This is a genomic window from Candidatus Pseudothioglobus sp. Uisw_041 (genome assembly GCF_048087625.1).
Taxonomy (GTDB): Bacteria; Pseudomonadota; Gammaproteobacteria; order PS1; family Pseudothioglobaceae; genus Pseudothioglobus.
Genome location: NZ_CP159805.1, coordinates 1002742 through 1017901, shown reverse-complemented (window position 1 = coordinate 1017901; position 15160 = coordinate 1002742). Strand labels below are relative to the sequence as shown.

The window sequence follows — 15160 nt, the reverse complement described above, 5'->3', positions numbered from 1 at the left end:
GTTATCGCTGTAGGTCTTCGGTTAGGTGGGGGTGAATTTTTTTTAGAAGCTCTTTATAGACCTCTGCATTTCCCGCAACTATATTTCCAGTTTCCATGTATTGGTCTCTTCCAGAGAAATCTCCAATAAAACCGCCTGCCTCTTTAACCATAAGGGAACCTGCAGCTATATCCCATGAGTTAAGACCAATTTCCCAAAACCCATCCAGCCTTCCAGCTGCAAGATAAGCTAAATCTAGAGCAGCGGCTCCAGCTCTGCGAATTCCAGAAACATGAGGATGAATTGCTTTAAAAGTCTCAAGATAACAGTCTAAGTGTTGAGGCTGCTTAAATGGGAAGCCAGTTCCAATAAGAGTATCTTTAAGCCCAAGAGACATAGTAACCCGCATTCTCTCATCATTTAAATAAGCACCTTCGCCTTTAGATGAAGTAAAGAGTTCCTCTTTAAATGGATCATAAATGACCGCATGCGTTGTAACTCCTTTTTCTAAAAGGGCAATTGACACTGCATATTGCGGAAAGCCATGTAAAAAGTTAGTCGTTCCATCTAATGGATCTATTATCCAAAGAAAATTATCATCACCAAGAGTTTTTCCGCTCTCTTCAGCCAAAATAGAATGTTTTGGGAAGGCTTTTTTAATCTCGTTTATAATGGCTTTTTCAGCCGTTTTATCAACCTCAGAAACGAAGTCATTAAGTGACTTATTTTCTATAGTTAGTAAATCGACCTGGTTATGGTACCTTAAGATAACATCACCAGCTGCTCTGGCAGCTCTAACTGCAATATTAACGGTAGGATGCATGGTAAATGAGCCAAATAAATAAAGAATCGAATTATACCTTGACGAGTTTTAATAAAGTGAGGATTGTTATGGTGAATACCACTGAGCCAGGTAATATTGGCGCGGCGGCTAGAGCTATGAAAAATATGCTTTTAACTCAGTTATATCTAGTAACACCCTCTAATTATCCCTCCGCTGTTGCAACCGCAAGAGCAAGTGGAGCAGATGACGTTCTTTCAAATGCAAAAGTATGCAGTACTTTAGAGGAAGCTTTGATTGGAGTGCATCTTGTTATTGGTGCTAGTGCGCGCCAAAGAAATATTAAATGGAGGCAGCTAGATGTCATTGAAGCGTGTAGTGAAATTCAATCAACAGTTGCTTCAAATGAGCAAGAAGTTGCAGTTGTTTTTGGCACTGAAAATTCTGGCCTTACAAATGAAGAACTAGATTTATGTTCTATCTTAATGACAATTCCTGGGAACCCCAAGTACTTTTCATTAAATGTTGCATCTGCGATTCAAGTTTTTGCTTATCAGAACTACGTCAGCACTGTAGAAGGTAAGTTTGATAATTCAGGTGGTGAAATTGTCAGCTTTGATGAATTAAATAGCTTTTATAATCATCTGGAGCAGGCGCTCGAGCACATTGATTACTTTGATACAAAAAAACCAAAAGTTCTCTTGATGAGGCGGCTTCGAAGGCTTTTTGGTAGAAGTAGTCTTGAAAAAGAAGAGATGGCAATATTAAGAGGTATTCTTAATAAAATTAATCCTTATAAGCCTTGATTTATAGCAAAAAAAAAGCCCGAAAAATCGGGCTTTTTTTTGACTTAGATTATTCTATCAACCTAACATTAGTTTGTTCATTCTTTTTACAAACTCAGCAGGCTCTTTTATTTGTCCGCCTTCACTAAGAACAGCTTGATCAAATAATACTTTCACTAGATCTTCATCAACTTTTGTTTTAAGTTTAATGACAAGTGGATGATCAGGATTTATCTCAAGAATAGGCTTGGTATCAGGAATGTCCTGACCTAAAGACTTCATGATTCGCTCCATGTTTCCGCCTAACTCATTTTCATCGGCAACTAGGCATGAAGGCGACTCACTTAGTCGACTTGAAACCTTAACCTCTTTGACCTGATTGCTGAGGATTTCTTGAGCTTTAGTAATAACACTTTCAAAATCTTTCACTGTTTTTTCTTTCTTTTTCTTGTCTTCTTTTGAATCAAGATCTTCAAGGTCACCTTTTGCAATTGATTTAAGTGATAGCTCTTCAAAGTCTCCAAAGTTAGCGACTAACCACTCATCAACTCTATCTGATAGTAATAGAACCTCAATATCTTTTTGTTTAAAAATTTCTAGATGAGGAGAGCCTTTGGCTGCAGCATATGTGTCTGCAGTGACATAATAAATATTTTTTTGTCCCTCTTTCATTCGGCCAATATAGTCTTTAAGAGAAATTGTTTGATCTGAACTGTCAGCGGATGTTGAGGTAAACCTTAAAAGATTTGAAATTTTGTCTTTGTTTGCAAAGTCTTCTACAACGCCTTCTTTAATAACCATTCCAAACTCTTTCCAGAATGTGGCATAGTCTTCAGGTTTATTTTTAGACATTTTATCGAGCTCAGACAGAATTCTTTTTACCGATGCTTTTTTAATTGTATCAACTACTTTACTGCCCTGAAGGATCTCTCTAGAGACGTTTAATGAAAGGTCTGCGGTATCTATTACACCTTTTATAAATCGAAGGTACTGAGGGAGCAATTCTTCATTTCCTTCCATTATAAAAACTCTTTTAGCGTAAAGCTTTACGCCACTTTTTCTTTTAGGTTCCCACATGTCAAATGGAGCTTTTTTAGGAATATATAAGAGTGATGAATAATCAAGTTTTCCTTCAACTCTATTATGTATTTGAGTCAATGGCCCTTCAAAGTCATACGTTAAGGCTTTGTAAAATTCATCATAATCAGCTTGAGAGAGTTCTTTCTTATCTTTCATCCAAAATGCAGTCGCTTCATTTATTTTTTCGTATTCAATCACATCTTTATCTTCTTCTGAAGGCTTGAGCATCATAATAGGGACAGTAATATGATCAGAGTATTTTGATATGACACCTCGAATTCGAAAGTCATCAATAAATTCTTTTTCAGCTTTTTTAACATCAAGAATAATTGTTGTGCCATAGTCCTCTAGCTCAACAGTTTCAATGGAGTAATCTCCCTTACCTTTTGAAATCCACTTTGTTCCACTTGCCTTATCATCACCAGCTTTTCTGCTCAGAAGAGTAACTGTATTAGAAACAATAAAAGCGGAGTAGAATCCAACACCAAATTGACCAATTAAATTAGAATCTTGGGTTTGATTTTTATCAAGACCCTCTAAGTATTTTTTGGTTCCAGAGTTAGCGATTGTTCCAATATTTTCCATGACCTCGTCATGAGTCATTCCTATTCCATTATCTTTAATAGTAATAGTTCCCGCATCTTTATCAATATCAATATGGATACTTGGCTCTTCTTTTGCCTCAATAAGTTTGTCATTTGATAAAGATTCGAATTTCAGCTTATCTATTGCATCTGATGCATTTGAGACAAGTTCTCTTAGAAAAATCTCTTTATTGGAATAAAGAGAGTGAATCATTAGGTCAAGTAGCTGAGATACTTCAGTTTGAAATTCATGTGTTTGTTTTTGACTCATTGAAAATCCTTAATCGTTTAACGTAAAATGTAAAGATATGGCCAATCAGGAAAAAAACAAGTATCAAGATGAAATATTAATTAAACAAATTGAAGAATTTGTAGCTCATTTAAGCGTTGAAAAAAATTATGCACTAAATACTGTTTCAGCATATAAGAGAGATCTATTGAAGTTTTTATCTTTTTTAGGTAATAAAAATATCTCTGATTGGGCAGAAGTAGATGGCGATACAGTTAATTTATTTGTGATGGGTTTAAGGCATGGTGATATTTCAAATAAATCCATTAGGCGCTACTTATCTTCAATACGAGTTTTTTATAATTACCTTATTGATAACGAAGCAGCCTCTTCAAATCCAGCCTTATCTATTCAAACTCCTAAAATCGATCGAGCCCTTCCAAAAACTATTGATTTTGATGATTTGAGTAGAATGATGAATTTAAAGGCAGGCCATTTCAAAGAACTTAGAGCAGTCCTGATGATTGAATTACTATATTCATGCGGCCTGAGAGTTTCTGAACTTGTTGGGATTGATGTGCTTGATTTTGATCTCAATGAGGGTTTTGTTAAAGTTATGGGTAAAGGAAGTAAAGCTCGTTTCTCTCCGATAGGAGCGTCAGCAATAAGTGTGCTTAAAAAGTACATAGAGAAAAGACCCGATTGCAATTCTGATGCGTTATTTTTAAATCAGAAGCACCTTAGAATGAGCGCTAGATCTGTTCAAAATATTATTAAAAAAAGGGCGCTTGAAGTGGGCATTTCAATTAATGTACACCCGCATATGCTTAGGCATGCAGCGGCAACTCACTTCCTTCAGTCTAGTCATGATCTACGAGCTGTTCAAGAATTTCTAGGACATAAGAGCATTAAAAGTACGCAGGTTTATACGCACCTAGATTTTTTAGAATTATCAAAGGTTTATGATGAGTTTCATCCTAGAGCAAAAAAATGAAAATAACTACAAAAACCCAATTAGCTCTTAATCATCTCCGCACTGGAGTTATAGCTCATCCAACAGATACTATATACGGATTAGCTTGTATGGCAAATAACCCAGAAGCAATTAAAACATTAGCTAGTTTGAAGCATAGAGATATTAAAAAAGGCTTTATATTATTAGCCTCTGATATAAATTACTTATTGCCCTATATTGATCCAAACCTAGATATTGATTTATTAACAAAACTTTCTACTCCGACAGAAATTGCAACAACTTATTTGGTGCCAAAATCAAAAAATACTTCACGCCTTATAACTGGAGAGCATGAGTTTTTAGCAGTTAGAATTACCTCTAGTCCTTTAATTTCATATTTTTGTGAAAACACGGGCTCTGCATTAATTTCCTCAAGTGCTAATACTCAAGGTGGAAAGGTTGCCACTTCTTTAATAGAGCTTAAAAAGTATTTTGGTAATGAGCTTTCTTACGCTTTACCCCCAAATAAGTATAATTCTGAGCCTTCAAGGATCGTTAATTTATTAACAGGCGTGCGTCATCGATGATAGATCTAGTAAAAAAGTATTTGATTGAACTCCAGCAATCTATTTGCTCTGAAGTTGAGCTAATTGAAGGTGGAGCTAAATTTGCTCAAGATAGCTGGACACGTGATGATAAAAGAGGTTCAGGCCTAACTAATATTCTTTCAAATGGTAATATATTTGAAAAAGGTGGCATTAATTATTCAATAATTACTGGTGATAAAATGCCAAAATCTGCCACTGCACTAAGGCCTGAGCTTGAAGGAAGGAAATATACAGCTTTGGGGGTTTCACTAGTTCTTCATCCCGAAAATCCTTTTATTCCAACGGCGCATGCTAACGTTCGATTCTTTATTGCAGAAGAGCAAGGAAAGAATCCAATTTGGTGGTTTGGTGGCGGCTTTGATTTAACCCCTTGTTATGGATTCGATGAAGATGCGGTTCATTGGCATCAAACTGCTAAGAAAGCGTGCATGCCTTTTGGAGAAGATGTTTATCCAAAATATAAAAAATGGTGTGATGATTATTTTTATTTAGGTCATCGAGGCGAGCAACGCGGCATTGGCGGGTTGTTTTTTGATGATTTGAATAGTGGCAGTTTTGATGAATGCTTTGACTTCATGAAAAGTGTTGGCAATCATTTTAGTGAGGCTTATTTACCCATCGTCAGAAAGAGAATGAGTACCCCGTATACTGGAAATGAGAAAGACTTCCAATTGTATCGACGTGGTCGATACGTAGAATTTAACTTGATACATGATAGAGGGACGTTATTTGGCTTGCAGAGCGGCGGCAGGACTGAGTCAATTTTAATGTCACTGCCACCAACAGTTAAGTGGTCTTACCAATTTAAAACTAAACCTAATAGCGAAGAAGAAAAGTTAACCAGTTATTTTTTAAAACCTAGGGATTGGGTTTCATTAAAGTAAACTTAAGTTGAATATATTTCTGGAGTAATTTTAATTAATTTAGGATATAATTAAAACTTGAAATACCCTTGCTATGTTCTCAATGAGCTCGCAACACCGTTTGCAACGGCGCAGACTTCCTGACAATGCCTGTCAATTTTGTTATTTATTAATATTTTTAGGAGTACATCTATGTCTGCAAAAAAAGTAATGAAAATGATCGAAGATGAAAACATAAAGTTTATAGATTTTCGTTTCACCGATACAATAGGAAAAGAGCAACACGTGAGTGTTCCAGCTCATACAATTAATGTTGAAAAACTAGAAGATGGTCAGATGTTTGATGGCTCCTCTATTGCTGGTTGGAAAACTATTAATGATTCTGATATGATTCTTTCCCCAGATACTGAAACAGCAGTGCTTGACCCGTTTACTGAGGAAGTGACTTTAAACATTCGCTGTAATATTATTGAGCCAAGTGATTTAAAAGGCTATGTTAAAGATTCAAGATCTATTGCATATCGCGCCGAAGAATTCATGAAAGCTTCTGGTGTTGGTGATACAGCATATTTTGGAAATGAACCTGAATTTTTTGTTTTTGATAGTGTTAAGTGGGACACCGGTCACGGCATGGGTAAGGCATTTTATGAAATTAACTCAGAAGAGGCAGCTTGGAATTCTGGAGTCGACATGGAAGGTGGAAACAAAGGTCATCGTCCAGGTATTAAAGGTGGCTACTTCCCGGTTCCTCCAGTTGATTCATTGCATGATCTTCGTTCTCAAATGTGTCTAGCAATTGAGGAAATGGGCGTTACTACTGAGGTTCATCATCATGAGGTTGGAACTGCAGGGCAGTGTGAAATTGGCGCGTTATTTAACACATTAGTTAAAAAGGCTGATGAGACTCAAATCTTTAAATACTGCGTTCATAATGTTGCTCACCTATATGGCAAAACAGCTACATTTATGCCTAAACCAATTGCGGTTGATAATGGTAATGGAATGCACGTGCATATGTCTATTGCAAAGGATGGAGTTAACTTATTTGATGGAGACCAATACGGAAACTTAAGCGAAATGGCGCTCTTTTATATTGGTGGTATTATCAAGCATGCAAAAGCATTGAATGCTTTTACTAATCCTTCTACAAACTCATATAAGAGATTAGTTCCTGGATTTGAAGCACCAGAAATGCTAGCTTACTCTGCTAAGAATCGTTCAGCAGCAATTAGAATACCTTTCGTTAAAAACCCTAAGGGACGTCGTATTGAAGTGCGTTTTCCAGATTCGACTGCTAACCCTTACCTTGCTTTCTCAGCACTACTAATGGCAGGCCTTGATGGTATAAAAAATAAAATCCATCCTGGTAAGCCAGCAGATCAAGATCTTTATGAAGATAGTGATGGCTCTATTCCTAAAGTTGCTGGAATGCTTCACATCGCCTTAGAAGCACTTGATGATGACCGTGAATTCCTTAAGCAAGGTGGAGTCTTTACAGACGAGGTTATTGACTCATTTATTGAACTTAAGATGAAAGAAGTTACAGCAATGAGAGCTTCCCCTCAGCCGCTAGAGTTTGATTTATACTATAGCTGCTAAGATATTTACTAGTTAATAAAAAGCCGCGCACAATGCGCGGCTTTTTATTGTTCTTTTTAGAACTATTTGTTGCGGTAAAATTAATTAACTTAAATACAGAAAATCAGATGATTGAAGTAAAAAATGATTGGGAATTAGATGAAATAAAGGCTTTATTTGAGCTTCCTTTTAACGATCTTCTTTTTAAGGCGCACAGCATTCATAGAGAAACTTTTGACCCAAATAAGGTCCAAGTAAGTTCTTTATTAAATATTAAAACTGGCGCATGCCCAGAAGATTGTTCTTATTGTTCTCAAAGTTCAAAATATGATACTGGCCTTGAGCGTGAAAAATTAATGGAGATTGATCAGGTATTGCATCAGGCAAAAAAAGCAAAAGATAAGGGCGCGTCTAGGTTTTGTATGGGAGCTGCCTGGAGAAACCCTACTGATAAAAGCCTTGATAAAGTCATTCCAATGATCAAGGGCGTTAAGGCGATGGGAATGGAGACATGTGTTACTCTGGGGATGATTACGCCAAGCCAAGCCTCTACTCTTAAAGAAGCTGGGTTAGATTACTATAACCATAATATTGATACTTCAAAAGAGCATTACCCTAATGTTGTATCGACGCGTAATTTTCAAGATAGACTTGATACCTTAGAAGCAGTCAAAAATGCAAATATTAATGTTTGTAGTGGCGGAATCCTAGGAATGGGTGAGACGGAAACAGACCGAGCATCAATGCTTCAATCCTTATCTAATCTCGAAAAGCACCCTGATAGCGTTCCAATTAATTTACTTGTTCCTATTCCAGGAACACCTTTTGAAAACGTTAAGCCACCAAGTGAAAGTGAATTTGTAAGGGCTATTGCAGTCGCAAGAATTTTAATGCCTAACTCAGTAGTAAGACTTTCAGCTGGAAGACTGGAGATGGGTGAGGGGATGCAGGCGCTTTGCTTCTTTGCTGGAGCCAATTCTATTTTCTATGGTGAGCAGTTATTAACTACTGATAATCCAACTTCTGCAAATGATCAACTACTTTTCAGCCGCCTTGGAATTAACAAAGTAGATAATCAGCAATTATCTTCTCAGGACTCGGAACTGAAAGTAACTTTAACTTCTTAGTCATTTCGTGAATTTTTGGAGAGTCTAGCGCAAGTAACTCTTTATCAATAATTTCGCCACTAAAAGAATCCTCTTGAATAATTATCCCTGCCCCATTTTTAGATAAATGTTCAGCATTAACTGTTTGATGGTTGTCTATTGCATAAGGAAATGGAACAAGTATTGCAATTGTTTTTGAAGCAATAAGCTCTGATACTGTCATAGCTCCAGCTCTAGAGATAACTAGATCTGCCCATGCATAAGCTTCAGCCATATTATCAATGAAAGCATCAATCTTAACATCAGAGTGCATAGAGTCTGCATACAAAGCTTTTACCTCGGTAAGATGCTTTTCTCCAGTTTGATGCCATATATTTAGGTGTGTTTTGATGGTGGGTATGGTTTGATTAATTTTTTTGGCGCCAAGAGAGCCTCCTAGGATAAGTATATTTTTAATTGCATTAGGAGTTGATTTCGAGCTTGGAGCAAAAAGAATAGGATTGCCTGTTGTTACAGCATTTATATCTTTATGAAAAGTATTATCAAAAGCCTGAAAACATTTTTCAGCAATTCTGCTTAATAATTTATTGGTTGTTCCAGGAATAGTATTTTGCTCATGAATGATTAATGAGGTGAAAAATATTTTAGAAACTATCCCGCCAACTCCTGAAGCGTAACCTCCCATTCCAATTACTTTGTGTGGTCTAAATCTGATAAAAATTAGAATTGTTTGAATAAACCCATAACTAAGTAAAAAAACAGCTTTGAATAGGGTTGTAAGATTTTTTCCTCTTAGGCCACTAGTATAAACTCCATTAAATCGATACCCATGATCAGGAACTAGGGTGCTCTCCATTCCTTTGATTCCTCCAAGCCACTCTACAACTGCTCCTTTTGATTCAAGTTCTTTTGCTATAGCAAGAGCTGGAAAAATGTGACCACCTGTTCCTCCAGCCATAATAAGAATTTTTTTAGACATAGTCACGCTGTTTAGAGTACTTTGTTCTATTTTCCATATCTATTCTTAATACAATAGCTAGTGCAATGATGGAAAAAATCATAGAAGTGCCACCATAACTTAATAATGGTAAAGTAAATCCTTTTGGTGGAAGAAGTCCAAGATTCATACCAATATTTACAGTTATCTGCATCGCAAACCAAGTGCAAATTCCAAAAGCAACATAAGAGCTATAGTGCCTTCCTTTTTGAAGTGCAAGTTTGGCGATTGAAAACCCCTTAAGGAGAATGTATAAAAATGATAAAAGCACGAACAGCATTCCAAGGACGCCAAGCTCCTCTCCAATAACTGCAAAGATCATATCGGTATGCCTTTCAGGGAGTAGATAGTATTTCTGAATACCAGCCCCAAGTCCTGTTCCAAGCCAATCCCCCCTTGCAATTCCAATCAATGCTTGCTGAGTTTGATAAATTTTAGCATCACTTCGCCATAGGTCTTCTGACCAAAATGACACTAAGCGATCAAGACGATTCGGATAATTAATAATAATAACTCCAATAAGACCAAGCAGAGCAAATGTAACAATGCTAAGTTGCTTGAGATATGAGCCCGCTGCATAAAGCATTGCTAGGGCTGTTAATGAAATAATTAGTGTCGCTCCTAAATCCGTTTCAAATAAAATTAATAAATCTGCTATTCCTATAATAAGAACTGTTTTAAGGAAGCCCATCCATGGTTTTCTTAGATCTTTTTCTTGTCTTATTAAGAAGCCCGCCATGAATAAAACCATTGAAAGCTTCATGAGTTCTGACGGTTGAAATTTAAAATAAACAAAGTTTATCCATCTGGTAGAGCCATTCGCTGTGTGTCCTATTGGGCTTGGAAGAAATACAATTGCCAATAAGATAATCGTAAGAATAAAAAGAGGAATTGAGTACTTTTGAAGAACTGAAATAGGCGTATTCAACGTTATCAGTCCAGCACTAAGCCCCATAAAAATAAATAGTGTCTGCTTTAAAAAAAACGTGTAGCTATCAAAATGAGCTAAAGAGGCTGATAGCATCATTACCCACCCAAAGATTATCAACAATAAGATTGTCGACAATAACACCTTGTCGGGCATCTGATTGGTTCTCATGGAGGGATTTAATTTCATAGGCAAATATATTTTATACTTTTTGGAGAAAAGTTTTGTTAGTTATCCAAATGCATAATAGTTATGCTTTTTATGAGGCATTATGGGATAATATTTTTTTTTATAAATCTTTATAAGATAATGATATCAACTGCCAACATCACCATGCAATTTGGTGAAAAGCCCCTATTTGAAAATATCTCTGTTAAATTTCAGGGTGGTAATCGTTATGGTTTGATTGGTGCTAATGGCTGTGGTAAGTCTACGTTAATGAAAATATTGACTGGAGATTTAAAACCTAGCCAAGGCTCAGTAACGGTTGGCGATGGTCAAAGACTTGGTGTGCTCTCTCAGGATCAATTTGCATTTGAGAATTACCGTGTTGTTGACGCAGTAATTATGGGACACAAAGAGCTTTGGAAAATCAAAGCGGAGAGAGAAAGGATTTATGGTTTGCCTGAAATGTCTGAGGAAGATGGAATCAAGGTTGCAGAGCTAGAAATGGAGTTTGCTGAAATGGATGGGTACTCAGCAGAATCATCAGCGAGCGAGCTTTTGCAAGGCCTTGATATTCCTTTAGATCAGCATTATGGTCTTATGAGTGAAATTGCACCAGGCTGGAAGCTCAGAGTTCTTTTAGCGCAGGCACTTTTTTCAGACCCTGAAGTTCTTTTATTAGACGAACCTACCAATAACCTTGACATTAATTCAATACGTTGGCTAGAAGGCGTTTTAAGCACAAGAAAATCTACAATGGTAATAATTTCCCATGATCGACACTTTTTAAACGGTGTTTGTACGCATATGGCTGATCTGGATTATGGTGCTCTAAACGTGTTTCCAGGAAACTATGACGACTTTATGATTGCAGCAACTGCAATTCAGGAAAGAATGCGATCAGAGAATGCCAAAAAAGAAGTAAAAATTAAAGACTTAAAGCATTTTGTATCTCGATTTTCAGCTAATGCCTCTAAAGCAAAACAAGCAACCTCACGCCAAAAAGAACTAAATAAGATCGAGCTTGATGACATTAAGCCATCATCACGAGTAAGCCCTTATATTATTTTTAATCAGACTAAAGAATTGTTTAGAAACATATTAGAGGTTCAAAGTCTTACCAAAAGCTTTGATGATGAGCCAGTTTTTAAGGATATTAATTTATTAATTGAAAAGGGACAGCGAGTTGCAGTCATCGGACAAAATGGATCTGGAAAAACAACTCTTTTAAAAACTTTATTAGGTGAAATCGGCTCAGATAGTGGAAAAACTAAATGGAGCGAGAATGCAAATATTGGTTATTATGCGCAAGATCATAGCGATGAGTTTGATAAAGATATGAACGTTCTAGAGTGGATGACTCAGTTTAAAAATGAAAAAGATGATATTCAGATGATGCGCTCTGTGTTGGGCAAAATGCTGTTTGGAAAAGAAGATGTTGAAAAATCTGTAAAGTCATTATCTGGTGGAGAGAAAGGCAGAATGATTTTTGGAAGATTAATGCTCCAAAAACCAAACATTTTGTTAATGGATGAGCCAACAAACCACTTGGATATGGAATCGATTGAAGCTTTAAACTTAGCTCTTGATAACTATGAAGGGACATTAATATTTGTAAGTCATGATAGGGAGTTTGTCTCTTCTTTGTCTACTAAGATAATTGAGCTCAAGGAAGACGGTGTTGAATATTATTCAGGTAACTATGAAGACTACTTGTTAACTCAAGTGTGAATTTAATTAAAGATTACCTCGAAATCTATTGATTCCAAAACTTTTTGTTTGATGGTTAAATAAGGCAACAAAAATATTTAAGCGTAAAATTTAATTTAACTAATAAAATTATTTTGTAAATGTTTACAGGGATTATCCAAGCAAAAGGCAGCATTCACGAGGTTCAATCTTCTGAAAAAGGAGCTGTGCTTATTATTAATGCAGATGACCTTGATTTAACTGATTCTAATGTGGGAGATAGTATTGCAGTCAATGGTGTATGTTTAACTGTTACTGCGTTAAAGAGAAACTCTTTCACTGCTGATGCTTCTCAAGAAACTTTAGGCTGTACTACTTTTTCAGAACTAATAAAGGGTCAGCACGTTAATTTAGAAAAGTCATTAAGACTTAATCAGGGAATTGATGGACATTTGGTGAGTGGGCATGTTGATGGTATTGGAGAAGTTGACTCTGTTTATACTGAAGGCGTGAGCACAAGATTAAAAATTAAAGCTATGACTGACTTGATGAAGTATATTGCTAAAAAAGGGTCTATTTGTATTGACGGAGTAAGTCTTACAGTCAATAGCGTGGTTGGTAATATTTTTGATGTTAATATTGTTCCTCATACCTTTTCAGCAACTACGCTGAGTGGTTTGAGTGAAAAATCAAAGGTTAATTTAGAGATTGATATAATTGCTAGACACGTTGAGCAACTTATCAGCCATAGGGTTGATATTGGAGATGAACTATCTGCTCTTAGCAAAAAAAAGACACTTGTAACTAAAAAGTAAATAAGTATGAAAGCATCAATTAAAGAGCTCTTAGAAGACTACAAGCAAGGAAAAATGATTATTCTTATGGACGATGAGAATCGTGAAAATGAGGGTGATTTGTTAATTGCAGCAGAAAAAGTTACTAAAGAAGATGTTAACTTTATGGCGACGCATGGCCGTGGATTAATTTGCTTAACTTTGACTCAGCAGCGCTGTCAACAGCTAAACCTTCCATTGATGGTTTCAAAAAATAGTGACCTCCATTCAACAAACTTTACAGTTTCTATAGAAGCTGCTACAGGAGTAACTACGGGCATATCTGCAGCTGATAGAGCCAAAACTATTCTTGATGCTGTAGCAAAGAATGCAAAACCTTTAGATATTGTTCAGCCTGGCCATATTTTTCCATTGATGGCTCAGCAGGGCGGCGTTCTAATTCGTGCTGGCCACACTGAAGCTGGTTGTGATTTAGCTAGATTAGCTGGCTTTGAGCCCGCCTCCGTAATTGTTGAAATATTAAATGATGATGGATCAATGGCGCGCAGTGCTGATTTACAAAAATTTGGGAAGAAGCATGGCATAAAGCTAGGAAATATTGCTGACTTAATTCATTATAGAGTTGAGAATGAAAAAACCGTAGAAAGAATAAGTCAGAGGCCTTTTAATACGAAATATGGTGAATTTGAACTTTATTCTTATTTAGATACTATTCATAACGACATTCATATTGCTTTAGTAAAAGGGTCAATTAGTAAATCAAATGAGCCTTATGTTAGAGTCCATATGGAAAATATCTTTAAAGATGTTATGCAAGAAGTTAATCGTGGATTTAGTATAAATAGTGCTTTAAGTATGATTTCAGATGTTGAAAGTGGCGTTTTTTTACTTTTACGTAAGCAAGATAATCAAGCTATTCTTGAAAATATTGATAATCAAGATTACAGAAGTAGTGATGATGGAAAAACGTTTGGAATTGGTGCTCAAATACTATCTGATTTAGGAGTAACTTCTATGAAGTCTCTAGGCAAGCCAAAAAAGTGGCCTGGATTAGAGGGTTTTGGAATAACCATTAGTGAATATGTAAACATGAAGGAGTAGGTGATGAAAACTATCGAAGGTGACTTAACTATTAAGAACAAAAAGATTGCACTTATTGCAGGTCGATTTAACTCGTTTGTAGTTGAGCATTTAATCAGTGGCGCTAAAGGAGCTTTATTAAAGCATGGAGCTGATGATTCAGATATTGATCTTCTTTATGTGCCAGGAGCTTTTGAAATCCCTTTAGCTCTTAAAAAGACTGCTAATACTGGCAAATACGATGGTATTGTGGCATTAGGAGCTGTAATACGTGGTGGAACTCCTCATTTTGAGTTTGTAGCTGGTGAGTGCGTAAAAGGCATTTCAAAGGTTGCATTAGACTCCGAAATTCCTATCGCCTTTGGCGTTTTAACTGTTGATACAGTTGAGCAAGCGATTGAGAGATCAGGCTCAAACTCTGAAAATAAAGGTGCAGAAGCAGCAGAGAGCACAATTAGAATGATAAATTTACTCGAAAAGCTGTGACATCAAAACAACGTTCAAGAGCAAGAGTGGTTCAAGCATTGTATCAATGGCTCGTTTCTGGTGGTGATATTCCTCAAATTGAGCAGCAATTCCTTACTCAAAAAGAAGGTAAGATTTCTAAAGCATTCTTTTCAAATTTATTTATAAATATTCCTAAAAATATTTCAGTACTCGATGAAATTATTAATCCTTCACTCGAAAGAGATATTAGTGAGCTTGGCCCAACTGAAAAAGCCATCTTGTATCTGGGAGTCTATGAGCTAAAGTTTCAACTTGAAGTTCCTTATAAGGTAGTTATCAATGAGGCTGTGGAATTATCAAAGCTTTATGGTGCAGAAGGCGCCTTTAAACTTATAAATAAATCACTAGATAAAATTGCCCCATCCTTAAGATCAATGGAATTAGCTAAATAAAATTATTTTTTTAGTTAAGTCGTTAATTATCCAATAACAAGTGAAATTGTTTCAACTAAC

At 36.1% G+C, this 15160-nt stretch carries 15 protein-coding genes; 11 read left to right on the top strand and 4 right to left on the bottom strand.

Annotated features, from left to right (window positions below; translation table 11 throughout):
* Window position 1: 1 nt before the first annotated feature.
* Window positions 2–802: an inositol monophosphatase family protein gene (locus ABXT44_RS05130; protein WP_416677134.1), complete on the bottom strand. Its 801-nt coding sequence runs from the start codon at window positions 800–802 to the stop codon at window positions 2–4.
* A gap of 5 nt (window positions 803–807) precedes the next feature.
* Between ABXT44_RS05130 and ABXT44_RS05125 the strand changes: the two genes are divergently transcribed.
* Complete coding sequence (locus ABXT44_RS05125; RefSeq protein WP_416677132.1) at window positions 808–1566, top strand: RNA methyltransferase; 759 nt, start codon at window positions 808–810, stop codon at window positions 1564–1566.
* Window positions 1567–1623: 57 nt separating this feature from the next.
* On the opposite strand, the gene htpG is transcribed toward ABXT44_RS05125, so the two are convergent.
* Window positions 1624–3480 (bottom strand): molecular chaperone HtpG, encoded by a 1857-nt coding sequence (gene htpG, locus ABXT44_RS05120; protein ID WP_416686190.1) that lies wholly within the window; start codon window positions 3478–3480, stop codon window positions 1624–1626.
* Between the two features lie 37 nt (window positions 3481–3517).
* Between htpG and xerA the strand changes: the two genes are divergently transcribed.
* From xerA to bioB, 5 genes are all read left to right on the top strand, one after another.
* A complete protein-coding gene (gene xerA / locus ABXT44_RS05115) occupies window positions 3518–4432 on the top strand; it encodes a site-specific tyrosine recombinase/integron integrase (protein ID WP_416686189.1) in 915 nt (304 codons plus the stop codon).
* Entirely contained in the window at window positions 4429–4980 is a 552-nt protein-coding gene (locus ABXT44_RS05110) for an L-threonylcarbamoyladenylate synthase (RefSeq protein WP_416686188.1), read from the top strand. The genes xerA and ABXT44_RS05110 overlap by 4 nt, the downstream gene beginning before the upstream one ends.
* The gene (gene hemF / locus ABXT44_RS05105; protein WP_416686187.1) at window positions 4977–5885 is read left to right on the top strand and encodes an oxygen-dependent coproporphyrinogen oxidase; all 909 of its coding nucleotides are present in this window, start codon (window positions 4977–4979) and stop codon (window positions 5883–5885) included. The genes ABXT44_RS05110 and hemF overlap by 4 nt, the downstream gene beginning before the upstream one ends.
* A 171-nt stretch (window positions 5886–6056) precedes the next feature.
* Window positions 6057–7463 carry a type I glutamate--ammonia ligase gene (gene glnA / locus ABXT44_RS05100; RefSeq protein WP_416686186.1) on the top strand — a complete coding sequence of 469 codons (1407 nt, stop codon included), beginning with the start codon at window positions 6057–6059 and terminating at the stop codon, window positions 7461–7463.
* A 107-nt stretch (window positions 7464–7570) separates the two neighbouring features.
* Window positions 7571–8569: a biotin synthase BioB gene (gene bioB / locus ABXT44_RS05095; protein ID WP_416688437.1), complete on the top strand. Its 999-nt coding sequence runs from the start codon at window positions 7571–7573 to the stop codon at window positions 8567–8569.
* Here the strand turns inward: bioB and murG are convergent.
* Window positions 8502–9527: an undecaprenyldiphospho-muramoylpentapeptide beta-N-acetylglucosaminyltransferase gene (gene murG, locus ABXT44_RS05090; protein ID WP_416686185.1), complete on the bottom strand. Its 1026-nt coding sequence runs from the start codon at window positions 9525–9527 to the stop codon at window positions 8502–8504. The genes bioB and murG overlap by 68 nt on opposite strands.
* Window positions 9520–10662 carry an FtsW/RodA/SpoVE family cell cycle protein gene (locus ABXT44_RS05085; RefSeq protein ID WP_416686184.1) on the bottom strand — a complete coding sequence of 381 codons (1143 nt, stop codon included), beginning with the start codon at window positions 10660–10662 and terminating at the stop codon, window positions 9520–9522. The genes murG and ABXT44_RS05085 overlap by 8 nt, the downstream gene beginning before the upstream one ends.
* A gap of 120 nt (window positions 10663–10782) precedes the next feature.
* On the opposite strand from ABXT44_RS05085, the gene ABXT44_RS05080 reads away from it, so the two are divergent.
* The 5 genes from ABXT44_RS05080 (at window position 10783) to nusB (ending at window position 15100) form a co-directional block, all read left to right on the top strand.
* Window positions 10783–12369 carry an ABC-F family ATPase gene (locus tag ABXT44_RS05080; protein WP_416686183.1) on the top strand — a complete coding sequence of 529 codons (1587 nt, stop codon included), beginning with the start codon at window positions 10783–10785 and terminating at the stop codon, window positions 12367–12369.
* Window positions 12370–12488: 119 nt separating this feature from the next.
* Window positions 12489–13142 (top strand): riboflavin synthase, encoded by a 654-nt coding sequence (locus ABXT44_RS05075; protein ID WP_416686182.1) that lies wholly within the window; start codon window positions 12489–12491, stop codon window positions 13140–13142.
* A gap of 6 nt (window positions 13143–13148) precedes the next feature.
* Window positions 13149–14222 (top strand): 3,4-dihydroxy-2-butanone-4-phosphate synthase, encoded by a 1074-nt coding sequence (gene ribB / locus ABXT44_RS05070; protein ID WP_416677116.1) that lies wholly within the window; start codon window positions 13149–13151, stop codon window positions 14220–14222.
* A 3-nt stretch (window positions 14223–14225) separates the two neighbouring features.
* Window positions 14226–14687 (top strand): 6,7-dimethyl-8-ribityllumazine synthase, encoded by a 462-nt coding sequence (ribE, locus tag ABXT44_RS05065; protein WP_271541321.1) that lies wholly within the window; start codon window positions 14226–14228, stop codon window positions 14685–14687.
* The gene (gene nusB / locus ABXT44_RS05060) at window positions 14684–15100 is read left to right on the top strand and encodes a transcription antitermination factor NusB (RefSeq protein ID WP_416650868.1); all 417 of its coding nucleotides are present in this window, start codon (window positions 14684–14686) and stop codon (window positions 15098–15100) included. Before ribE ends, nusB begins: the two co-directional genes overlap by 4 nt.
* Window positions 15101–15160: the final 60 nt, after the last annotated feature.

Bases quoted from the DNA above. Each gene is read 5' to 3' on its own strand.
- ABXT44_RS05130 (WP_416677134.1), bottom strand. From the start codon at position 802: ATGCATCCTACCGTTAATATTGCAGTTAGAGCTGCCAGAGCAGCTGGT.
- ABXT44_RS05125 (WP_416677132.1), top strand. From the start codon at position 808: ATGAGCCAAATAAATAAAGAATCGAATTATACCTTGACGAGTTTTAAT.
- htpG (WP_416686190.1), bottom strand. From the start codon at position 3,480: ATGAGTCAAAAACAAACACATGAATTTCAAACTGAAGTATCTCAGCTA.
- xerA (WP_416686189.1), top strand. From the start codon at position 3,518: ATGGCCAATCAGGAAAAAAACAAGTATCAAGATGAAATATTAATTAAA.
- ABXT44_RS05110 (WP_416686188.1), top strand. From the start codon at position 4,429: ATGAAAATAACTACAAAAACCCAATTAGCTCTTAATCATCTCCGCACT.
- hemF (WP_416686187.1), top strand. From the start codon at position 4,977: ATGATAGATCTAGTAAAAAAGTATTTGATTGAACTCCAGCAATCTATT.
- glnA (WP_416686186.1), top strand. From the start codon at position 6,057: ATGTCTGCAAAAAAAGTAATGAAAATGATCGAAGATGAAAACATAAAG.
- bioB (WP_416688437.1), top strand. From the start codon at position 7,571: ATGATTGAAGTAAAAAATGATTGGGAATTAGATGAAATAAAGGCTTTA.
- murG (WP_416686185.1), bottom strand. From the start codon at position 9,527: ATGTCTAAAAAAATTCTTATTATGGCTGGAGGAACAGGTGGTCACATT.
- ABXT44_RS05085 (WP_416686184.1), bottom strand. From the start codon at position 10,662: ATGAAATTAAATCCCTCCATGAGAACCAATCAGATGCCCGACAAGGTG.
- ABXT44_RS05080 (WP_416686183.1), top strand. From the start codon at position 10,783: ATGATATCAACTGCCAACATCACCATGCAATTTGGTGAAAAGCCCCTA.
- ABXT44_RS05075 (WP_416686182.1), top strand. From the start codon at position 12,489: ATGTTTACAGGGATTATCCAAGCAAAAGGCAGCATTCACGAGGTTCAA.
- ribB (WP_416677116.1), top strand. From the start codon at position 13,149: ATGAAAGCATCAATTAAAGAGCTCTTAGAAGACTACAAGCAAGGAAAA.
- ribE (WP_271541321.1), top strand. From the start codon at position 14,226: ATGAAAACTATCGAAGGTGACTTAACTATTAAGAACAAAAAGATTGCA.